This is a genomic window from Cellulosilyticum sp. WCF-2 (genome assembly GCF_003990395.1).
Taxonomy (GTDB): Bacteria; Bacillota; Clostridia; order Lachnospirales; family Cellulosilyticaceae; genus Cellulosilyticum; species Cellulosilyticum lentocellum.
On sequence record NZ_CP034675.1, the window covers coordinates 302489 to 323877 of the forward strand.

13 protein-coding genes are annotated in these 21389 nt (G+C 33.9%); 2 read left to right on the top strand and 11 right to left on the bottom strand.

Translation table 11 applies throughout. The annotated features are described in order from the left end of the window. Positions 1 to 109: 109 nt before the first annotated feature. A complete protein-coding gene (locus EKH84_RS01185) occupies positions 110 to 1156 on the bottom strand; it encodes a GNAT family N-acetyltransferase (protein ID WP_127064794.1) in 1047 nt (348 codons plus the stop codon). A 166-nt stretch (positions 1157 to 1322) separates the two neighbouring features. On the opposite strand from EKH84_RS01185, the gene EKH84_RS01190 reads away from it, so the two are divergent. Beyond that, positions 1323 to 2480: a glycoside hydrolase family 5 protein gene (locus tag EKH84_RS01190; RefSeq protein ID WP_127064795.1), complete on the top strand. Its 1158-nt coding sequence runs from the start codon at positions 1323 to 1325 to the stop codon at positions 2478 to 2480. Between the two features lie 171 nt (positions 2481 to 2651). Continuing rightward, entirely contained in the window at positions 2652 to 3821 is a 1170-nt protein-coding gene (gene bglS / locus EKH84_RS22715) for a beta-glucanase (protein WP_190283448.1), read from the top strand. A gap of 173 nt (positions 3822 to 3994) precedes the next feature. Here bglS (EKH84_RS22715) and EKH84_RS22435 read toward each other — a convergent pair whose 3' ends face one another. The 10 genes from EKH84_RS22435 to EKH84_RS01240 form a co-directional block, all read right to left on the bottom strand. Continuing rightward, positions 3995 to 5623: a hypothetical protein gene (locus EKH84_RS22435; protein ID WP_243118627.1), complete on the bottom strand. Its 1629-nt coding sequence runs from the start codon at positions 5621 to 5623 to the stop codon at positions 3995 to 3997. Positions 5624 to 5767: 144 nt separating this feature from the next. Further along, positions 5768 to 7114 (bottom strand): hypothetical protein, encoded by a 1347-nt coding sequence (locus EKH84_RS22440; protein WP_243118628.1) that lies wholly within the window; start codon positions 7112 to 7114, stop codon positions 5768 to 5770. Positions 7115 to 7314: 200 nt separating this feature from the next. Continuing rightward, complete coding sequence (locus EKH84_RS01205) at positions 7315 to 12369, bottom strand: carbohydrate binding domain-containing protein (protein ID WP_127064796.1); 5055 nt, start codon at positions 12367 to 12369, stop codon at positions 7315 to 7317. A 301-nt stretch (positions 12370 to 12670) separates the two neighbouring features. Then, positions 12671 to 13444: a beta-glucanase gene (bglS, locus tag EKH84_RS01210; RefSeq protein WP_127064797.1), complete on the bottom strand. Its 774-nt coding sequence runs from the start codon at positions 13442 to 13444 to the stop codon at positions 12671 to 12673. A gap of 165 nt (positions 13445 to 13609) precedes the next feature. Then, positions 13610 to 14896 (bottom strand): ABC transporter substrate-binding protein, encoded by a 1287-nt coding sequence (locus tag EKH84_RS01215; RefSeq protein ID WP_127064798.1) that lies wholly within the window; start codon positions 14894 to 14896, stop codon positions 13610 to 13612. A gap of 105 nt (positions 14897 to 15001) precedes the next feature. Continuing rightward, positions 15002 to 15868 carry a carbohydrate ABC transporter permease gene (locus tag EKH84_RS01220; RefSeq protein WP_127064799.1) on the bottom strand — a complete coding sequence of 289 codons (867 nt, stop codon included), beginning with the start codon at positions 15866 to 15868 and terminating at the stop codon, positions 15002 to 15004. Beyond that, positions 15868 to 16842, bottom strand: coding sequence for a carbohydrate ABC transporter permease (locus EKH84_RS01225; RefSeq protein WP_013658935.1), 975 nt, complete (start codon positions 16840 to 16842; stop codon positions 15868 to 15870). The genes EKH84_RS01220 and EKH84_RS01225 overlap by 1 nt, the downstream gene beginning before the upstream one ends. A 73-nt stretch (positions 16843 to 16915) precedes the next feature. After that, the gene (locus EKH84_RS01230; protein WP_127064800.1) at positions 16916 to 18313 is read right to left on the bottom strand and encodes a sugar ABC transporter substrate-binding protein; all 1398 of its coding nucleotides are present in this window, start codon (positions 18311 to 18313) and stop codon (positions 16916 to 16918) included. Between the two features lie 131 nt (positions 18314 to 18444). Then, on the bottom strand, positions 18445 to 20193 hold the full coding sequence (locus tag EKH84_RS01235) for a cache domain-containing sensor histidine kinase (RefSeq protein ID WP_190283449.1): 1749 nt from the start codon (positions 20191 to 20193) through the stop codon (positions 18445 to 18447). Then, positions 20186 to 21280: a response regulator transcription factor gene (locus EKH84_RS01240; RefSeq protein WP_190283450.1), complete on the bottom strand. Its 1095-nt coding sequence runs from the start codon at positions 21278 to 21280 to the stop codon at positions 20186 to 20188. Before EKH84_RS01240 ends, EKH84_RS01235 begins: the two co-directional genes overlap by 8 nt. Between the last annotated feature and the right edge of the window lie 109 nt (positions 21281 to 21389).

Here is a 21389-nt window from a genome sequence, read left to right on the forward strand (position 1 = left end):
AAGGGCTAGTCAATACTTTTTTTCATTTTAATACTATTTGTTAATATTAATAATTTCCTTTTTGGGATGAATCATAATAAATTTACCCTTCTTATATATATAGTAGGAGTTATACCTTTAGTTCCTTTCTAAATAAAGTATACTCTCTCATCATCTTTGCGCTTTCACAAAGTTTTTGTGAGTGATTCCCTTTATAAATGAGTGCTGTAATAAACTCTGTAAACCCTAAATTCAAAGCTTTATTAGTAATTTCCTGATAAAGCTTCTTCCCTATGCCTTCTTGTTGATATTCAGGAAGTACAGCAATGGTTTTAATGATGACAGACCTTCTTGTCTGATCAAAGTAGTTAGGTACTGCAAAAATAAAGCCCACTGGTCTACCAGCCTTTTCTGCAATTAAAACCAGTTCCTCTACTAAAAATTGCTGATAGCCTCGATACATAGCTTTAAAAGCTTCTCTTTCTATAGGCTTATAAAATAAGTTACTCTTAAAACTTTGGATGCTAATTTCATAGATTTTATCTAAAGCTTCTTCTAACTGGGCTAACTTAATGGGTTTGATTTCAAGTAGCTCTTGATTTCCATTTATACTTTGATCTAACTCAATTGATTCTATTTCACTTTGCTCTAGCTTGCTTTCAGTTATTTCATTTTGACTGTCTTTTTTAGTGTCTTTGACTATGCTTTTTATAGTTTCTTTAGTAGAAAAATATTGATAGGTAGGCTTGAACCCTACGTTTTCTAACCACTGACTATAGCCTGGTTTATATTTAGGTTCCATTAAAAAGGGCATTGAACCATCACTATGTGTCACTAATCGATAACTATTCCATGTACTTCCATCAATAGGGCCAATTACATAGGCTTCTCCTACTTCCTTAAGCTTATTGCAGGCTTCCATTAAAACTATTTTAGCCGAGTCTTCATTACACGCCTCAAAGTGACCAATAGCTCCTGCCCTTACTCCTTTTTCATCTATCATGTTTGTATGTATCCAAATGGAACAGCAGGCCAGCACTTCATGATTTTCCTTTAAATAAAAGTGAAAATCTGGTGCTTCCCTCTGTATTCTTTCTACGGTATAACCCTCATAAATTCCTTTTCCTAATACCTCTGATAATTCATCCAACGCTTCCTTATTTATAATCTTGATCATACTATCCCCCCTAATGCTTTTAACTGAATTTTATTATATATATGACAAAATTACTATTTAAATATAAATAATTATCACATTTAATTAAATTTACACTAATTTGGCCGAAAATGTTATCATATAATTATAAATTTTAAATCATTTATAATAGAGGATGTGATTATTTATGTTAAAGGATTTTAAAAAATATCTTTTTGTATTACTTATACTTTGCCCATTTATGGTCAGCTGTTCAATGTCCACAAATAATGAAATAGCTTCTACGCCTTCTAGTTCAACTCCCTCAACTGCATTAGAGATAGTTGATCCAACCACTGAAGAGGCTTCTAATTCTCCTACCCCAGTATCCACCCCTAGCATCTCTCTTCCCGAACCTAAACCTGCTCCTACCTTTGATCCTAATACACCTGTAGGTATGCATGGAAGACTTAATGTAAAGGAAACTTACATAGTAGATGAAAATCAAGAACCTTTTCAACTTCGTGGTGTCAGCACTCATGGCCTACAATGGTTTCCTGCTTTTGTAAATGAAGGTTGTTTTAATACGCTACGTGATGACTGGAAAGCAAATGTTATTCGTCTGGCAATGTATACGGATAGTGATTCTGGCTACTTAGGAAATATGAATGGCTTAGAAACCTTAATGCGAGAAGGCATTGACCTTGCTACTAAAGCCGGCCTCTATGTCATTGTAGATTGGCACTGCTTAAGCGATGGTAATCCTAATGCACATAAGGATGAAGCTATTAGATTTTTTAGCGAGATTTCAGCTGAATATCAAAATTATCCTAATATTATTTATGAGCTCTGTAATGAACCAAATGGTGCAGATGTAACATGGGACAATGAAGTTAAACCTTACTGCGAGACACTTATTGCAACTATTCGTGCCATTGATAAGCAAGGTATTATCATTGCTGGTACACCTACTTGGAGCCAAGATATTCATTTAGCTGCCCAAAATCCATTGGAGGGTGAAAATATTATGTATGCACTCCACTTCTATGCTGATACACATCGTGACTCATTACGTCAGCGCTTAGTGGATTGTATTACTAAATATAAGCTACCCATATTCGTATCTGAATTTGGTACCTGTGATGCCTCTGGTAATACTGGCTTCAATGAAGAGCAATCTAACATCTGGATGGACCTACTCAATGAACATAATGTAAGCTGGGTAAACTGGAGTCTTTGTGATAAAAAAGAAACTGCCTCTCTTTTAAAACCACTTACGACTTCAAGAGGAAATTGGACTGATGACGATTTATCTGAATCTGGATTGTTTATTAAAAATAGACTTTTAGAAGCAGCTGGTCATTAGATGATTACTATTTTTTCCTATCAATCTTGCCATTTATACAAAATGTTTATAATAATATGCAGAATTTTTATAAAATAGTAATATTTTTATATAAAATCATACTTTTTTCCACTATGTTTAGTCAAAATCACCTCTATAATAGATTGTATAATAAATTATAGAGGTGATTTTATGCAAAAAACATTTAGTAAGTCTTTATTATTTGTAGTAATTATTTTTTCTTTTCTTCTAGCCTTCTTAATACCTAAACCTCTTTTTGCAGCTTCCAGTTTCTTTGATGACTTTAATTCCCTTAATCAGTTTCAAGTATCCAATGGTTGGAGTAATGGTGGCATGTTTAATTGTACTTGGCGCTCCAATGCTGTACGTAGTCAAAACGGTTTTGCTCAGTTATCTATTTTATCAGATTCTAATGGTGGTTATGCCGGTGGGGAAATATCTACATCTCAAAAGTATGGCTATGGACTCTATGAAGTGCGTATGAAACCAGCTAAAAATTCTGGTATTGTTTCATCTTTCTTTACATATACTGGGCCTTCATATGGCACACAGTGGGATGAAATTGATATAGAGTTCCTAGGAAAAAATACAAATATCGTTCAATTTAATTATTATACGAACGGCGTAGGTAATCATGAGTATGTATATTCTTTAGGTTTTGATGCTTCTACTAGTTTTCATACTTATGCTTTTGACTGGAAACCTAATTCCATTACCTGGTATGTAGATGGTAGAGCAGTGTATACTGCTACTACTAATATTCCTTCAACTCCAGGAAAAATCATGATGAATATTTGGCCTGGTACTTCACAGGTTAATGACTGGTTAGGTGCTTATAACGGTGCAACTAATCTTAATGCTTATTATGACTGGGTTAAATTCACTCCTAGTAACAGTACTCCTCCTACTTCAAACATCTTTTCTAATGGTACCTACACTATAGCAAATAAAAGAAGTCAAATGGCTTTAGATGGTGCTGGTACTTATCAAAATGCTAATGTCCAACAGTGGGGACTTGGGAATGGTACTAATCAACAGTGGCAATTAATTAGTACAGGTTCTAATACCTATAAAATCAAAAATGTTGCAAGTGGCAGGTTACTCTCTGTCCGCAGTTCTGCTACTTATGATGGTGCACTTGTTGAACAACGCTCAGATAATAATACACCTGATCAACTATGGGAAATTTATTATACTGAGGGAAGCTACTGCAAAATATTGAATAAAGCATCTGGTAAAGCCCTCTCTATTCAGTCTGGAAGTACTTCTCAAGGTGCTCTAGCACATATTTGGCCTTTCCAAAATGGTGAAGATCAAAAATGGCTTTTTACTAAAAAATAATGTTTATCTTTTAAGCATAAGCAAGTAAAAACTCCCCTTATAGTAAGCGTTTAAATACTCAATGCGCTTATAACAAGGGGAGTTTTTTTATCATGTTTCGCCGTTTGTTTCAATAATTGATTGATACCTTTAATACGTCTATTAAAGCTATTACTTTATTGTATCTTTATTTTTTATACGCTTAATTCTATATGTATACTACTCACTTGATGATTTCTTACGTCTTCAGCCATTCTACCTATCACCTTACTTTTGGCTACTTTCTTGCTACCATCTTTGTAAGTAAGAGTGATATGCATCACTTGAGCTTTACCTGGTATGACATCTTTCTTTTGTGTTAAATGATAAACCACTTCTATATCACCTAAGAACTGACATTTAACTATTTTATCTTCTCCTATCAAATAAGCTGGCAGTGATGGTGTAAAGCTTAATGTTAACTCACCTTTTTCCATTTTAAAGGGTTCTTCACCCAACATCATGATTTGCCACATATGAAGAAACTCTGCTGTAGACCCACTTAATCTAGCTACAAAACCTCTACCATGAATTTTTTCATTAGGGTTGGCACTACTTGCAATGAAGGATGAATTCTCTAAAATGCTTCTACCATATACCTTTGGATCAAGAAATGGTACTAGTGTATGTCGAAGTGACTCAAAATAGGCTTCATATAAACCGGCTCTAAGCAGTTCGAGTAAGTACTTATATTCCATGTGTAGCCAGATAGATTCATTTTCTAACCAACCTGGTGTAAAGGCTTTGGCACGTCCCACTTCAAAAGAAGCTTCTTTTAATGGTGCATTCACTTTATACATCTTAAGCTTTGCATCATAAAGTTCACTTGCTTTTACTTTTTCATGTAGTGCTTTAGCTACCTTTTTACCTTCTTCTACTTTGAGGTATCTTACAGGCCCTTCTAAAAAGTAAGGCATACAAATAACTTGGAACTGACGTGGTATAATCACATCTCCTTCCTTGTCATACGCTTTTACTTCATAACTAAAGTACGTTGGACATAGGCCTTCTCCATAAGCCATGGCTTTTTGGGTGCCTTCTTGTAATTTTTCCAGCCATGATGTTAGAATAGCTTCTATCTCAGTGGAACTTAGTGTTTGTTTTTCTCCTTCAATTCCCCATAAAATAGCTGCTCTATAAGTTTCTTTCACTTGATTTACTTGATCCCAGTATTCAAGTTCTGTAATTTTTTCACCTTTATAACTGACAAGTGCTTCTTGAATTCCTTTAATAAAAGTAGTCATTTCTACTGGTAAAGTCACCTTTTCAGGATAAGCTTTAATCGCTTTTTTCATAAATTCTATCATACGATAAAGTTCATAGGTTTCTGCCATGGAGGAACCAAAGATACCTGGGAGACCATTTAAAGCATCATACCAACCTGGTTTGCCACCTTCCATCTCAATCCCCATGCCATAAGGATCTAGCGTAGCAAATTTATTAGTGGCTAGGATCATCATTTTCTCAAACAAGTTTGAAGTATAAGTGTCACCTTTGCCATTCTTTTCTCTGGCTGTCTGATGCGTAACACCTGCTTTCACATGATGATCTATAGCATTGTACTGTCTAACCCCATTTTCTGTTAGGACGTAGCGCTCACTTCTTGGCCTTACTGTTGCAGCACTTTCAAAGTATGTATAGGTGTGGTCTTCAAAAAGCAAGGCTTTTTCTGCTTCTGGATAAATGCCTAAATAGCTTTCAATTAGATCTAGATTATAAGTCCAGTGATCAGTCCAGTAACCCTCACCGAATACTGCTTGGATATGAGGCTCTGATACCTTCATAAGTTCTGAGATAAATAGCTCTCTTGAAACTTGTAATGTTATATTGTTATCTGTAAGGGCTTTTAGTACGCTACCTGGTGTAAAAGCTTTTGAAAGAAGCTCTTTAAGCAGCTCATTTTCTCCTAATACTTTTAAAATATTTATTTAATTTTCTTCAGTTAATGTATAGTTAACTCCTTGTACATTTAGCGAGTTATAACCATCTAATTGAATCAGGTTATAGAATGTCTTAATGTTATAGTCTTTTACAAAGTCTGCAAAATAAATGTCACAGCGTCTATTTTGATTCACATCTCTAAAGTTAGCATTGCCTTGTGAGTAGAACTCCGGACTCATGCTAAAGAAGTTGTAATCTCTTTCTGTATCGCCATGCTTACGAGAATAAACGTGATAAATATTTTCTTCGCCTAATTTTAAAGGCATACCACCACGAAGAACATTATCCAGATAAGTTTGTTTACAATAAGCATCAAATACTTGTGAAGCTGTCTTAGTCTCTATCACCTTGCAAATCTCTTCTGTAAGAGCTTTAGCTTCTTGGTATTTGTTTTCAAAGTAACTGCTTCCGGTTACCTTACTTTGGAACTTTTTAAGCTGCATCTTATTTTCTACTTGCCCTATTAAACTATAGAAAGTATATGTTTCTCCTGGCTTCAACGTCATCCTGCCACTAAAGAAACCACATGGAAGTGCATTTTGACAAATTTGTTTTTCGCTAAGAAAAGCTGTTCTATCTTTTGTGATAAAGCCTAGTGGTCTAGTAAGAGAAGTGTTTTGCATAAAGACTACTTCACTATCCACTATTGCTGGTAATAACTCACCTTTTTCAGTCATTGTGAAGTAGAAATGTCCTCCTTTAACCTCCTTAACAACAGCAGAGTCTTCCAGACTTGCGCGTACTGAGTAAAATGGAACTTTTTCTTCTACATTTTGAACTTGCATCCATGCTTTAACAGTTTGTCCCATCATCTTCATGGAGCTTAAATCTACACCATATGGAATTACTTGTGGCATACCATCTAAGAATTCTACTTGAAGGGTTTTTTTACTAATATTTTTAAGAGTTACTTGACGTACTAAGCCTCCAATGTCTTCATTTGGTAGAGTATAATACAGAGCATTAATTTGAATACCTTCCATAGGGTTCTTTTCATCTACTTCCATCTCATTAGAGCCAATATACATGACTCTCTCTACGCCTTCTTCTTTGGTATATTCATTATAAAATGGTTCATAGTATTTCCCATCTACTTTAAGAAAAGTTCTAAACCCGACTGTACTTACATTTTGATAAGCTTGTTGAGCAGCATGAAACTCCATAATAGAGTGATTTTTATCCCTCACCCCAAAGCTTGAGATTCCCTGACCTCTATTAACGTAAAAACACCAAATAGGTATTCCCATAATGCCGCTAATTCCTGGCAAAAAGCTAGCAAAAGAAGGGCTATTGGTGTAATCTTCTATGATAAATCTATTCATGTGATCAAACATATCTTTAACTCCTTATATTTTATTCTAATTACTTTAAAGTACCAATCATCTTAGAAGTTTATACTCTCTAATTCTATATTACATGATATAAAAGATGACTTCTAAACGATATAGAAGTCATCTTTTAAGTAGGAATAAACCTTTTCAATTCGTTCCATTTGAATTAACTATTATCTTCTATTCTTTCTTCTGCCTAATTTCTAGCTAATACCTCCACCCATAAAAATCTTGAATTCTAACGCTGAGCTTGTATCTAATCCTACTACGAATTCATAAGTAAAATCTTTAAAATCGTTTGTTAATTCAAAATCATTAAAAAAATACTCTGCATAACTAGCATTAGATGTCAACATTCTAATCTTCTTATCTCGATTAGCCTTTCCTTTAAAAGAAAGGGAATAAGCCTTACCCTTTTCTAAAGCAATGTCAGGTTGGAAAATAATAACATCCCAAGGATTTGTCCCCTCATTGGTAATCGTTGCTTCAGCTGCACCTATAGCAAAATCAAATGTTACATTCGGTCCCCCTGTCACCCAATCACCTTGTGAACTAAAGTCTCCATCTTGAAGGATATTAGTAGTAGTACCTTTTTCTACTAATATAAGGTCATCCAATGTCACTACTAACTCACCACTTTCTTCTGCTGGTTTTTCGTAAAGTATAACATTATCAAGTGTGATTTGATTTTTGCCATTATGATATGCTGCAGTCCACTGGTCATAGCCCATTTGGAATTTAAAGCTTAGATTAGATGCATCTTCTTTTGTTACAGTAAATTCATATTCATAGGTGTTATTACCTTCTTGTAAATTAATAGTTGGAGCATATTCTCCTATATATTCACTACTTGATGTATCTTGAAGAGCAATACGCAAACTAGATGCTGTAGTAACATTAGCATCAAATTTTACACCATAGGCCTTTCCTTTTTTAACTGAAATACCTGATTGTTCTAAAGTAATCTGCCATGTATCTGCACCACTATTATCAATATCTACTTGGACACCTCCGTTATGAATAAACGTAGCTTCAGCAGTTCCTGCTTTCCAGTTATTCCATTTGAAATCTTCTTGGTTCTCAAAATCCCCATTTTGTAAAAGGTTAATGATTGATGTTGGTGTATCTTCCCCACCTTCTTCTTCATTTTCCTCTCCAGGAACTTCTGTTAAGTAAATATCATCTAGGTTAATAGTAGTAGGGACTGCTCCCTCTTGTTTTCCTGCATCTAATGATATTTTTGCATTTGCATCTGTCTCATTAGTCATTGTAAATTTAAAGGCATATTGATTCTCTGTTTCTGTCATATCAAAGAACTGATCACTTGATAAATAATTCGTATATGAATAATCTTCTGCTTCATGTCCTACACTTACTTTTAACTTTGTTGCAGCTTCACTTTTAGCTTTAAAACCTATTTGATAAGTCTTTCCTTTCTCAAGCTTAATGCCTTTTTGAGAAATTTGTATTTCCCAGGGATTTTGACCTAAGTCACTAATATCCACTTGTAAAGCTTTATCTACTACTGTTATATCAGCCTTTGCACCTGCATCACTAGCAATATAAGTACTCCAGTTGTTTAATTCATTGTTGAATTGCCCATTTTTTATCTCTGATTTTAGCTGCAAACCATCTTTTACTTCACATACGATATTATCAATAGTAACTACATGCGCTCCTTCTGGTGCACCTGGTGTAGTTCCTATTAAAAATTTAAGACCTAGGTCCTTATCTCCATCTGCCGGCATAGTATATTCAAAGCTATATTTCTGCTTTTCTGGAGTTAAAGTTACATTCTTTTCAAAGAACGCTCTCCAAGTACCTTCTTCTTCTGTTTTAACTACCATATCTCTTGGAAGTTCTGATGATGCTTCAAAGGAAATTACATATTTAACACCAGCTGAAAATGGTACATTGTTTTGTGCAAGCATAACGCTCCATGGATTAGCTCCTAAATCAGTAATTGAGAATTTTGCCTCACCATCAAAAGTAACTTCTCCTTTTCCACCTTCTATGAAAAGTCCATTCCAGTTTGCTAACCCATTTGAAAAGTCACCATTTTTTAATGGGAATATATTAACATTTGAAAAATCTTGTCTAGTTTCTACGACACTAATCTCATCTAATACAATATTCGTCTGATCCACACCACCCATTTCAAATACTAATCTACCTGTATTAGTACTAGCACCTTGTCCTTGTAATACAAATTCATATTTCTGCTTTTCAGTTGTTAAGTCCACTATCTTCTCTGCGTAAATCGTTTGCCCATCTTCTCCTAGAAGTTTTACTTTTAAGGATTGTGGTGTTTGTGCCTTTCCTTTAAAAACTACCGTATAGCTAGCATTTTCACCAAGTTTTAACCCTCTTTGATCAAGGGTAATATTACTTAAATCAGAGCCTCCCTGGTTAATTTTGATATGTAAATCACGTGTAGATTCTGGAACACTCATGGTTGCAGCTCCACCATTTTTAACTTCTAAATTCCAGTAGGTAAGCCTATCTAGTTTACCTTTATCGAATGTACCATTATAAATAAGGCTACCATTTTTAAGCGGCACTTTAGGTTGATTAAAGTCTTCTACAGCTGGTTCACTTTCAACTTCTTCTAGCTTAACATTACCAATCCATACATCATTCGCATCAAGTCCAAGATTAAATTCAAAACGTGCTGCAATATCAGTATTATTTTTCATAGTAAATGTTTTTTCTATGTGTTTTACCTCAGTACTTAAAGTTTCAGAATAACTGTCAGAGTATACAGCATAGCCTCTTGCTTCTCCACCACCGACTTTAAAATGAATATCTCTATTACTTTCCGCCTTTGCATCAAAAGATAATTTATAAGTTCTACCTCTGCCTAGTGTTGTATGTTGAATCATTTGAATAGAATAATCTTGATTACCTGGATCTTTAACTGTAATCTTTGCAAATGGCATACCATTTACTGGTTCAACTGCTGCTACTGCATCTCCTCCAAAACTATCCTTATAAAGCAGGTTCCAACCTTCCCCAAAATCCAAATTTCCTTCTTGATTATCTTGTATACCATACGCTGTGTAAGTATTGTCATAAATCAAATTACCATCTGTAAGTGGCTTTCTTGCATCTCCTGGAAGATCAGGTATTTTAGAGTCAGGGTCTACGGCTTCTGGATATTTTCCATCTATACTTTCATAGAAACGTACATAATCTACTTCCATAGCATATTCTTTACCACCATCAAAAATAGAGTCGTCTACTTCTAGATTAGTGCCTACACCATCATACCAGCCACCTAATGCTAAGTTTAGAATCATATGGAATTCTTTATCAAATGGTGCTGGGAAAGCATATCTTTCTCCTGTTTCTGGATCTGTTGTAAACCAGTTATCTTGGGTTTGATAAAGTTTACCATCTACATACCATCTTATTTCACCTGGTTGCCATTCTATGCCATAGGTATGGAAACCATTAATGCTTTCTCCTTCTGGGAAGGTATAACTACTCCCTGATTGAGAGTTATCTGGTCTCTTTTCTCCATAATGTAAGGTTCCCAAAACTTGATTAGGAACACTACCTCTACTTTCCATAATGTCAATTTCACCTGAGCTAGGCCATCCTGTGTATTCATCATTTTCAGGGAGCATCCAAATAGCTGGCCATAATGATTTTCCTAGTGGCAACTTTGCCCTCACTTCTACTTTCCCATACTTTTGAGCATATCGTCCTTTTGAAACCATACGAGCTGATGTATACTTATGAGTCACACCATCAATTATTGTATCTTCTTTTTTAGCTGTTATAGTAAGCTTGCCATTGCCTACAGTTGCATTCTCTGATTGATAAACTTGCTTTTCTTCATTTAAATTTAAAAAACCATTGTTATAAGTCCATTTAGTAGTGTCTACTTGATTCCCATTAAATTCATCACTCCAAGCTAGCTTCCATTTTGTTTGATCTACAGTATCTCCTGTACCTGGCTCATTTTCTTCTGATGAACTATCACCTGAAGAACTACTTCCATTAGAAGTATTTGTATGAATACTGGATTGAACTCCTGACGCTGTCACTACTTTGATAGGCGTTACTTCTGTTTTTACACCTGTTACATTTTCATTTAATTGTTTGATTTCACCTTGTCCTAATATTTTCACAGCACCATCAGCTACTAGTAACTGAATTACAGAGCCTTTTACCATTTCAATAGTAGCCATATCGGCATTTTTGTCTTGTGTCCTATTAGGTAAGGTTATTAGCTTATCTGCTATTAGTGAACTATTTAATTTTAATATTACATTATATGGTACCGTAATCTCTGAAAAGTCTCCTTCTAAAATCACTTTTGAGTGATTTCTTAACTTAACAGATATCTTTTTACCCTTATTAACTATTCTAACTGGTTTTATAACTTCTATATCCATAGCATGAGCTAAACTTACATTGTTAAGCTTAACAGAGTTTTCTCCTCCTCCTTCAACAAATATAGTCCCTTTTACTGTAATATTGTCTAGAGATATATCTCCTGTGCCTATACCTTCTGCTAAATATAAGTTCCCTGATATGGTCATGTCTTTAAGGATAACATCCTTTGTATTTACAACTAAGTTGCCATCTATGCTTTCTTTATAAGTACCCGCTTCTTTTATAATAGTAGATGTTAAGCGGTCAATGACTACTATCATTTCTGCTCTAGTTAAATGCGCCTTTGGTGCAAAGTTGCCATCAGGCATACCTACCATATATCCGTTTCCTATCAAAGCATTTACTGCTTCTGTTGCCCAGTCAGATATAGCTTCTTGATCTTTAAATTCTTTGTTATTAGTACCTGATAATTTATAAGCTTTAGAAAAAGCATAGGCTAACTCTTCACGAGTAGCAGGTTCATTAGGATTAAAGTTTTCACCAGCATCATTCATTATGCCTGCGGAGCTGATATGGTCAATAGCTGTTTGATACCATTTAGCTTGGTCCACATCTTTATAACTTTTAGAATTTGTAGTGTCTTCTAATGCAAATATACGGTCAATCACAGCCGCAAGTTCTGCTCTTGTAACTTCTTTCTGAGGTCTAAAGCTACCATCCTCATAGCCTGCTATAATATTACTTTGGCCCCATTTATTAACGGCCTCACTATACCAAACATTTTCTTTAACATCATTAAAGAATCTATCTGTTGTAACTGGTGCTGCTATACCATTAACTTGTATTTGTGATAAGACCATTGCCGTCACTAATAAGCTACTTAATCTTTTTTTTCTAGTGCTAATTTTTATCATAACTTCCTCCTCATATGCTGTATTTTAATTCAATTTAACTTTAAATGCGTCTGGTTCTTTCTTATAAAGTATCTAATAGAAATCTTTCTATACATTCAAGTTTCTTCTATATTTAAAGTAGCAGTTGTATGACAAGAACTTGCTAGATACTAAAAGTGCCCTTTTAATTTACTATCACATCAAAATACCTATACATATAAAAATGGCAATTATTAAAACAACTGCTACTAAGATACCTAATTTCTGCATGTTATTAAAGATTATTTTAGTATCTCGGTATTTTTTCATTTATTCTTTCTCCTTATTTTTCATCATACGCTGTAACTCTCATCCAATCATACTCAGCTGTAAGTGGAACTGTTCCATCAAAAGCATTTAGCCAACTATCTACACCTGTACCTGGCCATACATTCATCATTACTTTTGATGGTGTTTGAGGAATATTGTCTACTGCTTTATATACCTCTACTCCATCTACATACCAGGTAATAGAATCCTTTCGCCATTCAAAGGCATATTCATGAAAATCTTCAGATGCATCAAACCCTAAATCATACACATATTCATGTAGACCAACACCATTTGTAAAATAATTAAACTGAACTTTTGTTGTATCTTTACCTAAAAATTCAATATCAATTTCATCCCAAGGGTTATTATCACTAGGACCTGTATAAGTAAAGAATGAAGATACAACACCCTCATTTTTAATAGGTTTCATACGCACCTCATACATACCATAGTGATACATACTCCTTGTTCTATATTCTGCTCCTGACCATTTTGGTGTTGCGCCTTCTTCCTCCTGATCAATTTTTAGATGCATAGTATCGTTTTCAAAGGTTAAATTCGCACCTCTCCACGTACAATCAAACATACTTCCATTTGAATAAGCATCTGCTTTTTGCATCAGCTCATCTTCTGGCTTATCAAACTCTAATTCTAACGCTACTGTCCCTTCTAAATTTTTCATTCCTTTTTGCGCAACATCCCCCCCCACATAATCTTGATTTCTAGTACTACATCCACAAAGAAATAGGCTGGCACTTAATAATATTACAAGGCCTCTTTTCATCTCTATACGTCTCCCTTCAATAAACTATCTTACTATTTAGTATAGAGAATTTAACTATTATCAAAAAGTTGATAAAGTTACGATTAACCTAGGTAAAATTATCAAAGATATTTGGAATCAAAAAAGCTCTTGTTTACTATTTATTTCTAGTAAACAAGAGCTTTTCTATTTGGATAGTCCTTCAATAAACTCATCTGCATTTATTTTTCTACTCATCAGTTGTGCTAGTAAATCGTAGTATGTATCACTCAAGACTTCATCAAAAATCTGGTCATATGCTGGATGTATAGCTTTAGTTGGAGCTACTTGTGCACACTTATATAGGGTTGGAAACTTATCTTGATTAATCACCTGATTTTCATATGCTGGTAATCCAATACCAGCAGTTTCTATAGCCTTTGTAGAAACCTCTTTGATAATATCAAAGTATACTTTTTGTAATTCTTCATCTTCTACAATTGGACTTTGTTTACTAACCACCAATGCATCTGAATAGCCACCTACTCCTATTGAATCTGGTAGTCCTGGAAAAGAAATAACATCTATTTTATCTATAACTTTAGACTCTTCTCCTTCAATACTAGAAGCAGTCCAACTTCCAGACAATAACATAGCTGATTGTCCTTGTGAAAATAAATATGCTGCATCATATGCATCACTTTCTAAATAATTATCCTCCCAAGGCTGTGTCGCTATAAGCTTTTCCATTTTTCTTGCAGCTCTATGAAATTGCTCTGTTTTAAACAGCCTAGGATCTTTACTAGCAGCATAGACGCTCTCAACACTACCTTCTTCTAATACTAAATCCATATAATATAAAGAATTCATCCACATTTCTTTAGCACTACCACTAATAGGCGTTACCCCTTTTTCTTTAAACTTTTCTATAGCCTCAATAAACTCGTTATAGGTAGTAGGATATGCCACACCATACTTTTTAAACAAGTCGCTATTGCAGAATAAACTAGAGCACCAACCATTGATAGGCATCCCATATATTTCACCATCATATGTTACGCCATCCATTGCTCCAGGTAAAGGTTTCTCACCATCATAATATTTTTTCATTGCATCGCCAATATTCCAAACCAAATCTAAATCTACATATTTTTTAAGTTTTTCATACCCCCAGAAAAAATAAATATCTGGAAGCTCATTAGTAATAGCAGCATTTTGAATGGTTGATTGATAAACTTCATTTTTAAAAGTAGTAATTTCAATTTTGATTCCTTCATGTTCACTTTCATATGCTCTAGCTACTTCATTCAGAATTGTTTCAATACCTCCATGAATAGTCCATATTTTTATTACTTTTATCGGTACGTTCTTAGTATTTATATTTTCTGCATTTTTTACATCTGAATAAATGACACATAGTAGTATTCCTAAAACAGCTGTTAAAACTAATATAATACTAATGATAACTCTATTTACGAATTTATCATCCCCCATATTTGTCACTCCTTTAGCATAAAAATCAGATAATTATATATTATGTAAATTATAACATCAAAAGCAACCTTATACTATAATAAGGCTGCTTCTTTTCTGAGAATCTTATGCTTTAACTGAACCAGCAGTCATACCTCTTATAAATTGTTTTTGTAAACCAAAGAATATAATAAGTGGTGGTAAGGTTGTTACACAACCAGCCGCCATAAGTAAGTCATATCTATTTTGATAGTTACCTACATATAACCTTATACCTACTGGAATAGTTGCCACATCTGAAGAAGTGGTAAGTACCCATGCAAATAATAATTCATCCCATGCCATGAGGAAGATATAAATTCCTGTAGCAATTAATCCAATTCTAGCAATAGGTAATATAATCTTTATAAAAGCCCCAAACTTACTACAACCATCTATAATCGCTGCTTCCTCTAGTTCTGTAGGAATACTTGCAAAGAAGCCCCTTAAAATCCAAATACTAAAAGGAATATAAAAAGCCGAATATACTAAGATAAGGCCTCCATAAGTATTGATAATCCTAATACCTGTAGCATCTTGGATCTTGATGAATACAAGATACAGTGGTAATAGGAACATAATTCCAGGCACCATCTGAGTAGCTAGTACTGCTGCACCAAATATATTGGAGCCTGGAAACTTAAATCTTGCTGTAGCATAGCCTGCAAAGGTAGCTATTAATAAAGCAATTGCAGTTGTAATACCACACACGATAACACTATTTTTAAAGTAATTGAAAAAGTCTACGCTCTCCCACATTTCTTTATAGTTTCCAAAATTATTAGGAATACCAAATTTACCTGTAGCAATATCCCCTTGTGTCATTAAAGAAGTAATTGCCATCCATACTATTGGGAATAAAGCAAGTATAACAAATATCCATACAACAATGGTCCCTATAGTATCCATTATGTCTTTCGTTCGTTTTTTCTGAGATAGTCTTTGTGTTTTCATTAGTCATTCACCACCAAATCATTTTGGAATACTTTGTACCATACACCTACTAATGATAGTACACAAATCATGACAATAACTGTTGCTGCAGCACCAGGACCGAATTGCCAAATTTGGAAAGAGTTACGGTTAATATTAGTCATTAATAAATCTCCATATTTTCCTGGGAAGCCTGCACCATGACCAAACATCATTGCTACAATATTAAATGAATATACATAGTTGATAATACCGTTAAGAATCTGAACAGATAAAACAGATCTTAAAAGTGGTAGTGTAATATGTCTAAATTTTTGCCATGTATTAGCACCATCAATTTCAGCTGCTTCATAATAGTCGTCTGGTATCTGCTGAAGTCCTGCTAAAAGCATTAACATAACAAACGGAACTGTTCGCCATATAGTTGGAATCATAATGGCTACTAAAACCTTAGGGCCTGTCAGCCAATAAGTCCCCTCTGGAAATATGTGTAAAATATCTACTATGATTTTATTGATAACGCCATCTTGTTGCCACATGAAGCCCCATAATAGACCTACTACGAAGGAAGGTACTACCCAAGGTGTCATTAATAATGTTCTAGCCAGTCCTTGAAATCTAAATTTCCTATTTAATAATACTGCAAGTAATAGCCCTATACTAATTACAAGGATACTACATATAATTGCAAAAATTGCTGTATTCCTAAACGCATCAAAGAAACCTGAACGCAATGTACTATTAGGATCTAACAACACTGTTTTATAGTTACCTAGTCCAATAAATGGCGCTTTTAAGAACTTTTTAAGTGTAAACTGGTTTAAATTGAGAAATGACATCATAATTCCTGATACAATAGGAATTACATGAATAATAATCATGGCAATTAATGCTGGTGTAATCAGCCCATAGGCTAACTTATTTCTCTTGATTTGATATATTAATCCCTTTTTAGGGACTTTATTGTTATTAGAAGCCTTTTGAATCTTAGCCATATCGTCTCCTCCTGTCATAATATATCTGCTCTATGATATTCATAGAGCAGATAATACAATCCTATACTGTTATTTATTGCTGACTATAGATTGTTGTACATTCATTTGCTGTTTGATCTAAGAATTCTTTTGTTTTAGCTGGATCATATGTTCCAAATACACCCATAATATTATCCCATACATTGCTTAATCCTTTTTGAAGAAGTGTTTCTGATGGACCCCATCCTGCAACTGAAGGGTACGCCTTACCATATTGTAATTGTTCTTTAAATGCTGCACGCATTTCTTCATTTGCTACGAAATCTGTTTCATAAGCCGCATTAACTGTTGGTAAGTTTCCACATTTTTCTTGGTAAGCAACTTGTGCATCTGTTGTCATTAAGAATTCAATAACTTTATAAGCTGCTTCTTTATTTTTTGAAGATTTAAACACAGATAATGCACTACCACCAAAGAAAGCATATTTTCCTTCTGGACCTGCTGGGAATGAAGCTGTACCAATTTTTTCAGCAAGTTCTGGTTGTTCTCTTCTTAAAGTAGCAATTTCATATGCACCTGAGAATATTGTAGCAAATTCACCTGCATTGAATAATGCTTCAATCTCTGCTGAGTTTTTCTCTAAAGCTGGCATACTCATAAGTCCCTCTGATGCGAGCTCTGAGTAGAATTTAACACCAGCAAACGCTTGGTCTGAATTGATAATACTTGTCTTATTGTCTTCAGCGATGAAGTCTCCGCCTGCACCCCAAATCCATGGTGCATAGTTATGAATAACGTTCCAGTCATTCTTACCTGGCATACCAAGAGCTGGTACTTTAACACCATCAATCTCTACATCTTTCATTTTAGCAAGTGCTGCTTTAAAGCTATCCCATGTTTCAAAATCTTTTGTAGGATCAACACCTGCTGCTTCACAAATATCTTTTCTATAGAATAATGCTCTTGTATCAATAAACCATGGTGCCGCATATCTTTCTGCACCAGCTCCAAGAATTTGTGTTGTTGGAAGTGTAGCTTCTACGAAAGCAGCTTCCCCACCAAATCTATCATACACAGGTGTTAAATCTTCTAAAGCATCCATTGCTGCAATTGCTGCAATTTGTGTTGTTCCAAGTTGGGTAATATCTGGGCCTTCACCACTTGTTGCTGCTGTAGTTAATTTTGTCCAAGCTGAACCCCAGTCTAATACTGTTGGTTGTACTTCAATATCAGGGTTGGCTTCATGGAATGGTTTTAATATTTCCATTAAATCTTTATCTGGCTCACCACTATTTGGCATAATCCACATAGTAACTATTGTTTTCTCTCCTGATTCTGTATCTGTTGGTTTATCTCCTTCTGGACTAGCTGATACAGTTGCTTCTGGTTTATCTCCTGGTGTTGAATTAGCTGGTTTATTTCCTCCACAACCTATCAAAGAAGTTGCTGCTACTGTTGTTGCTAAAAGACTAAGTAATAGTTTTTTCTTCATTTATCTCACCCTTTTGTTATATATTTGATAATCAAATTATAAACCTAGGGTAATATTTTTTTAACTTAACAAAATTACGATAATACATAAAAAAATTAACTTTGTGTGTGTTTTTTTATGATATTTCCCATTTAATAGGGTATTTTTAATAATATTTTTGTATATTCTCCACATTTAGAAGTGATTTCTATTACCTCATTTGTATCTTTTAAATCATAACAAAGTAAAATTCTAGCTATTATTGCCTTAAGGCCAAATCCTGATTTGACTTCTAGCTTCTCACCTTTCATAATTTTATCTATCATTTCTTCACTTATGCCTACGCCATCATCTTCTATACTAATATTCATTATATTTTTAGGCTTATCCAGTTTAATATCAATATGTATATTTACAGGTTCTCCTAGCTTCCTTATACCATACTTGATACTATTTTCTACTAAAGATTGTAGTGTAATCTTAGGTATTTTATTCTTTAATGCTTCTTCATCAACATCATATGTTATATCTACAATATTAGGATTTCTAATAATAGCAATCTTTACATACTCTTTTACAATTTGTAACTCTTCTTCAATAGTAATTGTATCTTCTCCAGTGCTTAAGCAAGCTCTATAATATTTTGCTAGGGTTTTTATTAGCTCATTGGCCGACTCTTTCTCTTCTATGGCAACTAGTATACTTGCTGCATTTAGCGTATTATATAAAAAGTGTGGTTTGACCTGATGATTAATAATGGAGAGCTCTAATCGCTTTTGTAACTTTTCTTTTTCTTTTACTTCACTTACAAGGTCCTTTATTTCTTCCATCATCTCATCTAGTGCACACGTAATATCATACACTTCTGTGTAGCCTGTATCTATTGTGAATCTTGTATCTAGTTTACCTTGCTTTCCTATTACTCTTGCTTTATCTGCAATATTCTTAAGCGGCGAAACAACTTTTCTCTTTATAATTAGTGAAGCCCCACTAAGAAAAATAATATTCATAATCACTGCAAAGAGAAGTATAGTATTCATATTATCATTAGTTCTAGCTTGGATATTAAGTCCCATAATCATGCCATTTAATATCGACATCTCCTGTACTGTATAATAGTATTTTTTACTACCTTCTTTGATGTAATGATATTCCTTACTTTTCCATTTAATAACCTCTTCTAGATTATCTAATTCTAAATTATCTGGTATTTTTAAAGTTGCCCCTGAGCTATCTTTAATAATTACTTGCATACTAATGTTTCTTAAAATATCATCGCAATCCTTATTAAAATCTACAGGATCTAAATACACAACAAGGTATCCTAATGGTTCTAGTCTAGCCTTTGATCGTATGACTCTAGCCAGATACAAGGTATTTCCCACTTTTGGTTCTAATACATTGGTGCCTATTCCCCAATAGGCACTTCCTTTTTCTTTATCTATCGCCTGTAAATCAAATTGTTGTAAGAATTCTTCATCGTTTTTTAAGTAACTGGGTTCCTTAAACTCTGAAATAACATTTCCTTCCCTAGTAATAATGTGAATAGACCTTATATTATTTCTACCAACAAGGCTATCTCTTAAAAGTCTATTAACCAATCTAATATTGGTTTCATCTTCCCTAGATAATGCATTCTGAAATAATAAATTGGTAGCCAAATCTGATGATATTCTTTCGCTCTCCTGCATGTGCCTAGTAATAAAATAAGATACTGTATTTAAAGCTTCTTGATCTCCCCTTTGAAGCTTATAGTTAACCTCTCTTTGTAATATAGCTTGAAATAAAAACATCCCGAAAAAAAGGGAAATTCCCATAGTAATAAGATAGCTTTTTACTAGAACCCAGCTTACACTCTTGATACGCTTTTGTTCTGTCATATTTTTATAGGAACTACTCATATTGCTCATTCACCACCTTTTTATATTCATTAGGTGTCATATTGCTATACTTCTTAAACAATCTTGTAAAATAGGTAGTATCTGTATAACCTAATAAATCACAGACTTCATATACTCTAAGGTTCTCTTCTCTTAACAAGAATTGGGCGCGTCTCATCTTCATACGTGTAACAAAACTAAGGAAATTCTCTCCCGTTTCCTTTTTAAAAAGGCTACAAAAATAATTTTTACTTATTGATAAAGTTTCACTGATCGTTACCAAACTAATTTCTTCATCTATATGTTCTATTACATATTGGCAGGCCTGCATCACTACATTATCTTTATAAATAACCCTACTCTCTTCAAAAATCTCAATAATCTCTCTTACATTTTTAGAGAACTGACTGATGAGATCATCTTTTGTATTCTCCTCTTGCTCTCCATAATGAAGGTATTCTTCTATGTTTTTGAGTTTACCTAGATAAGCAAACTTTTCTTTTACTTTCGTAACTAGCTCCTCTAATATGTATGAAAACCTCACACACATACTAGCAACATCTCCTTCACCAAAACTCTTTTCTTCTTTGATAATCTCTTCTAGCACCTCTAATGCCTTTGGATTGATGGTCATGGCATATTTAATAAGCAACTTATCATTCTCTCTTGAAAAAGTTCTCTCTTTACCCATGTTTGCACTATATAACTTATATCTATTTTCATTGTCTAACTTTTCTTGGAGTTTCTTCTTGATATCTTTCAGGGTTGCTATAATTTGCTCTTCTTCTATAGGTTTTAAAATGTAATCTGTCACTCCATATTTAATGGCACTTTTAGCATATTCAAATTCTCCATATGCTGTTAAAACCACTATTTCTCCTGAATACTCTTGTTTTCTTGCTTGTGCCATAAAGTCTATTCCATTCATAATAGGCATTCCTATATCAGTAATAATTAAATCTATATGCTGATTAGTAAGCTGTTCTAATGCTTCCTCACCATTTTCTGCTTCACATGCTATTATAAAACCTAATTCTTCCCAGTTTATAAGTTTTTTCAATCCTCTTTTTACAATAGGTTCGTCATCTACTAGTTGTACAGCATACATAAGCATCCTCCTTGTCAACAATGAGTGTTCTCTTTTTATATTATTTTATATATAATTATTATACTATCTAAATTAACTAAGTTTATATTATTTCAAAAAAAGAGTCGAA

Bases quoted from the DNA above. Each gene is read 5' to 3' on its own strand.
- EKH84_RS01185 (WP_127064794.1), bottom strand. From the start codon at position 1,156: ATGATCAAGATTATAAATAAGGAAGCGTTGGATGAATTATCAGAGGTA.
- EKH84_RS01190 (WP_127064795.1), top strand. From the start codon at position 1,323: ATGTTAAAGGATTTTAAAAAATATCTTTTTGTATTACTTATACTTTGC.
- bglS (WP_190283448.1), top strand. From the start codon at position 2,652: ATGCAAAAAACATTTAGTAAGTCTTTATTATTTGTAGTAATTATTTTT.
- EKH84_RS22435 (WP_243118627.1), bottom strand. From the start codon at position 5,623: ATGAAGGTATCAGAGCCTCATATCCAAGCAGTATTCGGTGAGGGTTAC.
- EKH84_RS22440 (WP_243118628.1), bottom strand. From the start codon at position 7,114: ATGTTTGATCACATGAATAGATTTATCATAGAAGATTACACCAATAGC.
- EKH84_RS01205 (WP_127064796.1), bottom strand. From the start codon at position 12,369: ATGATAAAAATTAGCACTAGAAAAAAAAGATTAAGTAGCTTATTAGTG.
- bglS (WP_127064797.1), bottom strand. From the start codon at position 13,444: ATGAAAAGAGGCCTTGTAATATTATTAAGTGCCAGCCTATTTCTTTGT.
- EKH84_RS01215 (WP_127064798.1), bottom strand. From the start codon at position 14,896: ATGGGGGATGATAAATTCGTAAATAGAGTTATCATTAGTATTATATTA.
- EKH84_RS01220 (WP_127064799.1), bottom strand. From the start codon at position 15,868: ATGAAAACACAAAGACTATCTCAGAAAAAACGAACGAAAGACATAATG.
- EKH84_RS01225 (WP_013658935.1), bottom strand. From the start codon at position 16,842: ATGGCTAAGATTCAAAAGGCTTCTAATAACAATAAAGTCCCTAAAAAG.
- EKH84_RS01230 (WP_127064800.1), bottom strand. From the start codon at position 18,313: ATGAAGAAAAAACTATTACTTAGTCTTTTAGCAACAACAGTAGCAGCA.
- EKH84_RS01235 (WP_190283449.1), bottom strand. From the start codon at position 20,193: ATGAGTAGTTCCTATAAAAATATGACAGAACAAAAGCGTATCAAGAGT.
- EKH84_RS01240 (WP_190283450.1), bottom strand. From the start codon at position 21,280: ATGTATGCTGTACAACTAGTAGATGACGAACCTATTGTAAAAAGAGGA.